This window comes from Bradyrhizobium sp. P5_C11_2 (assembly GCF_054049755.1).
In genome coordinates this window covers 1-6,087 of record NZ_JBFULT010000457.1, presented here as the reverse complement: position 1 = coordinate 6,087, position 6,087 = coordinate 1, and the positions used below count along the sequence as shown (strand labels likewise).

Annotated in this window: 5 protein-coding genes; 3 read left to right on the top strand and 2 right to left on the bottom strand. The window is 65.5% G+C overall.

Annotated elements, in window-relative coordinates:
• Together pimD and ACXJL8_RS30930 are read left to right on the top strand one after the other, a co-directional pair.
• Window positions 1-1,110, top strand: a 1,110-nt coding sequence (pimD, locus tag ACXJL8_RS30935) for a pimeloyl-CoA dehydrogenase small subunit (protein WP_456686144.1), incomplete at its 5' end; no start/stop codon positions are given.
• Window positions 1,111-1,239: 129 nt separating this feature from the next.
• A complete protein-coding gene (locus ACXJL8_RS30930; protein WP_456621784.1) occupies window positions 1,240-2,013 on the top strand; it encodes an SDR family NAD(P)-dependent oxidoreductase in 774 nt (257 codons plus the stop codon).
• A gap of 15 nt (window positions 2,014-2,028) precedes the next feature.
• Here ACXJL8_RS30930 and ACXJL8_RS30925 read toward each other — a convergent pair whose 3' ends face one another.
• Together ACXJL8_RS30925 and ACXJL8_RS30920 are read right to left on the bottom strand one after the other, a co-directional pair.
• Window positions 2,029-2,739 carry a hypothetical protein gene (locus ACXJL8_RS30925; RefSeq protein ID WP_456686143.1) on the bottom strand — a complete coding sequence of 237 codons (711 nt, stop codon included), beginning with the start codon at window positions 2,737-2,739 and terminating at the stop codon, window positions 2,029-2,031.
• A gap of 185 nt (window positions 2,740-2,924) precedes the next feature.
• Window positions 2,925-4,283 (bottom strand): MBOAT family O-acyltransferase, encoded by a 1,359-nt coding sequence (locus tag ACXJL8_RS30920; protein ID WP_456621782.1) that lies wholly within the window; start codon window positions 4,281-4,283, stop codon window positions 2,925-2,927.
• A 193-nt stretch (window positions 4,284-4,476) separates the two neighbouring features.
• Between ACXJL8_RS30920 and glpK the strand changes: the two genes are divergently transcribed.
• A complete protein-coding gene (glpK, locus tag ACXJL8_RS30915) occupies window positions 4,477-5,979 on the top strand; it encodes a glycerol kinase GlpK (RefSeq protein ID WP_456621781.1) in 1,503 nt (500 codons plus the stop codon).
• Window positions 5,980-6,087 lie beyond the last annotated feature (108 nt).

The following is a 6,087-nucleotide window of genomic DNA, read 5'->3' as shown; positions in this document are numbered from 1 at the left end:
CTCAAGGACAGCATCGACGGCCTCTTGACCGACTCCTACGATTTCGAGAGCCGCAAGAAGTACATGAAGGAGAAGGGCGGCTGGAGCCAGGCGGTCTGGGGCAAGCTCGCCGAGCAGGGCCTGCTCGGTCTGCCGTTCAGCGAGGCCGATGGCGGCTTCGGCGGTGGCGGCGTCGAGACCATGATCGTGATGGAAGCGCTCGGCAAGGCGCTGGTGCTCGAGCCTTATCTCGCCACCGTGGTGATCGGCGGCGGCTTCCTGCGCCATGCCGGCAGCGATGCGCAGAAGGCCGCGCACGTGCCCGGCATCGTCGACGGCAGCAAGACGCTGGCGTTCGCCCAGCTCGAGAAGAACTCGCGCTACGATCTGTTCGACGTCACCACGACGGCGAAGAAGAAGGGCGACGGCTGGATCATCGACGGCGAAAAATTCGTCGTGCTCAACGGCGAGAACGCAGACACGCTTCTCGTCACCGCCCGCACCAAGGGCGACCGCCGCGACAAGACCGGCATCGGCGTGTTCCTGGTGCCGGCGAATGCCAAGGGCATCACCAAGAAGTCGTACCCGACCCAGGACGGCCTGCATGCCGCCGACATCACCTTCACCGGCGTCGAGGTCGGCGCCGATGCCGCGCTCGGCAATCCCGACGACTCGCTCGCGCTGATCGAGCGTGTGGTGGACGAGGCCCGCATCGCGCTCTGCGCCGAGGCGGTCGGCCTGATGGACGAATCGCTGAAGACCACCGTCGAGTACATCAAGACACGCAAGCAATTCGGCGTCGCGATCGGCTCGTTCCAGTCGCTGCAGCACCGCGCCTCCGACATGTTCGTCGCCGCCGAGCAGGCCCGCTCGATGTCGATGTTCGCGACCATGGCCGGTGATTTCGAGGACGCCAAGGAGCGCGCCAACGCGATCGCCGCGGCCAAGGTGCAGATCGGCAAGTCGCTGAAATTCGTCGGCCAGCAGGCGATCCAGCTCCACGGCGGCATCGGCATGACCATGGAGGCCAAGATCGGCCACTACTTCAAGCGCCTCACCATGATCGAGAACAGCTTTGGCGACACCGACTATCACCAGCGCCGCGTGGCCGATGGTGGCGGGTTGATCTAGGTCTCTCCACCGTCATTGCGAGCGAAGCGAAGCAATCCAGACTGTCTCCGCGGCGACATCTCTGGATTGCTTCGTCGCAAGAGCTCCTCGCAATGACGGAGTAAATGGCCTCAACGGAGCCCAACAACAATGAAAAACACCCCGTTCGGTCTCACCGGAAAAGTCGCGGTCGTCACCGGCTCCAGCCGCGGCATCGGCCGCTCCTCGGCTGAACTGCTGGCAAAGTTAGGCGCCAAGGTCGTCATCTCCTCGCGCAAGGCCGAGGCCTGCCAGGAGGTCGCCGACGGCATCATTGCGGCCGGCGGCGATGCCACCGTCATCCCCTGCAACATCGCCCGCAAGGCCGAGGTCGAGGCGCTGATCGCGGGCGCGACGAAGCATTACGGCAAGATCGACATCCTCGTCTGCAACGCCGCGGTGAACCCGTATTACGGCCCGCTGCTCGACATCACCGACGAGGCCTTCGACAAGATCATGGGCAGCAACGTCAAGAGCAACATCTGGCTCTCGGCACTGGCAATCCCGCAGATGGCGGCGCGCGGCAACGGCTCGGTCGTCATCATCTCCTCGATCGGCGGCTTGCGCGGCTCCACCGTGATCGGCGCCTACGGCATTTCCAAAGCCGCCGACTTCGCGCTGTGCCGCTCGCTCGCCGGCGAATGGGGCCCGAAGGGCGTCCGCGTCAACTGCATCGCGCCCGGCCTCGTCAAGACCGATTTCGCCCGCGCCCTGTGGGAAGACGAAGCCCTGCTCAAGCGCCGCACCGCCACCACGCCACTGCGCCGCATCGGCGAACCCGACGAAATCGCCGGCGCCGTCGCCTATCTCGCCTCCGACGCCTCGAGCTTCATGACGGGCCAGACCATCGTCATCGACGGCGGCGTGACCACGGCGGCGGTGTAGTCGTCGTCCGTCCTGCTATGGCCGCCGCGCGTCGCTGCGCTCGGCCAGCGCGCTTTCGATGCTTTGCACGACGATCAGGGCGGATCGCTCGTCGAGATGCACGCCGTCGGCCCAACGCAACTCGCTCCGCGGTGGATTGAGCGGCAGCCACAGCTCCCGATCCGGGAAGGCATCCTGGACGATCGCCTTGCTTGTCCTGACGAGGTGCGTGTCCTCGATCTCCGCCGCGAATGGAACCTCGATCAGGAAGGCGCGGGACCCGCGCCCCTGGATATCGTCGATGAGCTGTCTGATGCGAGCCACATTCGCGCGCGCCGGCAGGGTCGGGTCGCCTTCGTTCATCTGTTCCACGGCGCGGTCGAGATACACCTTGTTGTCGAATGTGCTGGGCGGTTGGCTGAGCAGGCGATCCCGCTCGGCGCGCGCCTGGGCGGGATTCGGCGGGCCGTGATTCCACGTTTCATAGGCTGCAATCGCCGTGCGCACCGGGCGCAGAAGCGGCCCTTCCGCGCCTGCGCCGCGTGTAAATCTCTCGATCAGCGCGTCGTCGGGCGCGCGCGTAAGAACGTTCGTCTCGATGAGAATGATCTTCGGCAAGCTCGGCTGTTTTGCGACGATCTCCAGGCTGGTCACCGGCGAGCCGGCGGCGAGCGCGAGATTGCGGACGCGGGAACGCGAGAGATGTTCCTCCTTGAGGCGCCAGGTGACCGAGCTGCCGACCAGCACGATATCGGGCACGGGCTCTCTCACATAGCGATTGAGGGTGAGGAGGCTGCCGTCACGGGTCGTGACGGTCGGCTGCTGGAGTGCGGAGCCGAACCGCGACGTCGTGAGGCCGCAGGCCAGCAGCAGCGCCGCAGCGGTGCCCGCGCATTTCACCAGCCATGTAAGTCCCGAAATCTGTCGCATCGTCAGAACTGGAAATAGATGAAGGCGGCGTCGGGGCCGGCCTCGAGACAGGCCAGGGCCGCGAGCGCGCCATAGAGATACGGCTCCCATCGTCGCAATTTGCTGTCGACGAGCACACTGATGCCGACATGCTGGATGATGACGGGCAGGGCGTAGAGCAGAGCCAGATTGTAGAACAGCTTGGTCGGATTGGGATTGTCGGTCGCCTTGAACATCCCTGCGAGGTAGCCGAGCGCGTGATCGACGTTCGGCAGCTTGAAGAAGATCCAGAGCATCGTCACGCAGAAAAAGACGACGCCCATGCGGGCGACCCGCACGACGGGGCCGGCCTCGCCCAGCACCTTCAGAAAGGGCCGTTCGATGACGAGCATGAGGCCGTGCAGCATGCCCCACAACGCGTAGCTCAGGCTCGCGCCGTGCCAGAGCCCTCCGAGCGTCATCACGATCATCAGGTTGAGGCAGGTTCTGGCCGGTCCCTTCCGGTTGCCGCCGAGCGGGATGTAGAGATAGGTCCTGAGCCAATTGGACAATGAAATGTGCCAGCGCGTCCAGAACTCGGAGAACGATACCGAGATGTAGGGCAGGTCGAAGTTGACAGGCAGGCGATATCCGAACAGCAGCCCGAGGCCGAGCGCGATCGCCGAATAGCCGAAGAAGTCGGCATAGATCTGGTAGCTGTACAGGAACACGAGCAGCCAGCGGTCCTGCGTACGCACCGTCTCGTAGAGCGGATAGTCCATGTAGGACGTCATCTCGTTGAGATTGTTCGCGACGTAGAGCTTGAAGAAGAAGCCGGCCAGGACCCATTTGGCCGCGTCCACGAAGTCGACATCGGTGAGCCGCTTGGGCGCGATCTGCGGCATGAACTGGGACGCGCGCGTGATCGGCCCCGAAACCAGCTGCGGAAAGAAGATGATGTAGAGGAAGACGTCGCGCAACGGCGGCGGCCGCTTCTCGCGCGTGAGGTCGACCAGAAGGCTGATGTTGTGAAACGCGAAGAACGAGATGCCGATCGGCAGCGGCAGCCGCAGCAGGAAATCGAGCGGCGCCACGCCGGTCGGATGGGCCGAGGCGGCGTCGACGAACAGGAATTTGTATTTGAAGAACGCCAGCAGCGCGAGATTGAAGACGATGCCGGCCGGCATCCACATTGCGCGGTTGTCGAACGCCAGCACCAGGCAGACATAGGTTCCGAGCACGGCGAGGAACAGCAGCGGCAGCAGCTCCGGCTGGCCGGAGCCATAGAAGATCAGGCTCGCGACCACGAGCAGCTGGACCTGGAAGTGGCGCAAGGGCGGCAGGTAATAGGCGCCGAACACGGCCGCGACGAATACGCCAAACTGAAAAGAGGTGAAAGTCATGCCGCCCCGTCCGCCTGTTCGGCATGTACCATTTTCGCTCCCGCTGGCCTAGTCTTTGGGCGGGAATTGGATGCACTGCCACCCGCCTCGATCAGGGCGGCGGCCTTGACCTTCCCGCCCTAATCCGCTCCCTTTGGCGCGACACAATGATCCCCCTCGGGGAAAACGCCAAGAAAACGCCAAGGTAGCTTCCATGTCTTTCGTCCTCGCCATCGACCAGGGCACCACCTCCTCGCGCGCCATCGTGTTTCGCAGCGACATCTCGATCGCCGCCCGCGCGCAGCAGGAATTCCCGCAGCATTTTCCGGCTTCGGGCTGGGTCGAGCACGAGCCCGAGGACATCTGGACCTCGACCGTGATGGTGTGCCGCGACGCGATCGAGCGGGCCGGCATCACCGCAAAGGACATCGCCGCGATCGGCATCACCAACCAGCGCGAGACCACCGTGGTGTGGGACCGCGCCACCGGGCAGGCCGTGCACCGCGCCATCGTCTGGCAGGACCGCCGCACCGCCGACATCTGCGCCAAGCTGAAAGCCGACGGCCGCGAGCCCGTGATCTCGCAAAAGACCGGCCTGATCATCGATCCCTATTTCTCCGGCACCAAGGTCGCCTGGATCCTCGACCACGTCCCCGGCGCGCGGGCGCGTGCCGCGCGCGGCGAGCTGATGTTCGGCACCGTCGATTGCTATCTGCTGTGGCGCCTCACCGGCGGCAAGGTGCACGCCACCGACGCCACCAACGCCTCGCGCACGCTGCTGTTCAACATCCACACCGGCCAGTGGGACGACGAGCTGCTGGAGATCATCGGCGTGCCGCGCTCGATGCTCCCGGAGGTCAAGGATTCCTCCGCCCGTTTCGGCGAGAGCACCCCTGATCTGTTCGGCGGCACTATTGCGATATCAGGCATCGCCGGCGACCAGCAGGCCGCGACCATCGGCCAGGCCTGCTTCCGCCCGGGCATGATGAAGTCGACCTACGGCACCGGCTGCTTCGCGCTGCTCAACACCGGCACGACGCCGGTGGTCTCGAAGAACAAGCTGCTCACCACCATCGCCTATCAGCTCGGGGGAAAGCGCACCTACGCGCTCGAAGGCTCGATCTTCGTCGCAGGCTCAGCGGTGCAGTGGCTGCGCGACGGGCTGGGCATCATCAAGCACGCCGCCGAGACCGGACCTCTTGCCGACCAGTCCGACTCCATGCAGAGCGTCTATCTCGTCCCGGCCTTCGTCGGCATGGGCGCGCCCTACTGGAATCCGCGCGTGCGCGGCGCGCTGTTCGGCCTCACCCGCAACACCGGACCTGCCGAGCTCGCCCACGCCGCGCTGGAAAGCGTCTGCTACCAGACCTTCGATCTGTGGGCCGCGATGCGCGCCGACTGGCCGAGCTCGGAGGTGGCCAGCGTCGTGCTGCGCGTCGACGGCGGCATGACCGCGTCGGACTGGACCATGCAGCGCCTCGCCGATCTGCTCGACGCGCCGGTCGACCGCCCCGTGATCCAGGAGACCACCGCGCTGGGCGCCGCCTATCTCGCCGGCCTTGCGGCCGGCGTCTATCCCGAGCCGACAAAGTTCGCCGACAACTGGCGGCTCGAGCATCGCTTCAAGCCGAACATGAGCCAGGCGACGCGGGAGCGGAAGCTCGCGGGCTGGGCGCGGGCGGTGAAGGGCGTGCTGGCGAGTGACGAAGGGGAATAGCGGACGCGAACGACGCGCTCGCTGACGCCCAGATGAGCGAGGCGGAGAAGGTACGCTGCCCCAAACCCCACTGTCGTCCCGGCGAAGGCCGGGACCCATACTCCGCAG

Excerpts from the sequence above, each read along its gene's own strand:
- ACXJL8_RS30930 (WP_456621784.1), top strand. The coding sequence starts at position 1,240 with ATGAAAAACACCCCGTTCGGTCTCACCGGAAAAGTCGCGGTCGTCACC.
- ACXJL8_RS30920 (WP_456621782.1), bottom strand. The coding sequence starts at position 4,283 with ATGACTTTCACCTCTTTTCAGTTTGGCGTATTCGTCGCGGCCGTGTTC.
- glpK (WP_456621781.1), top strand. The coding sequence starts at position 4,477 with ATGTCTTTCGTCCTCGCCATCGACCAGGGCACCACCTCCTCGCGCGCC.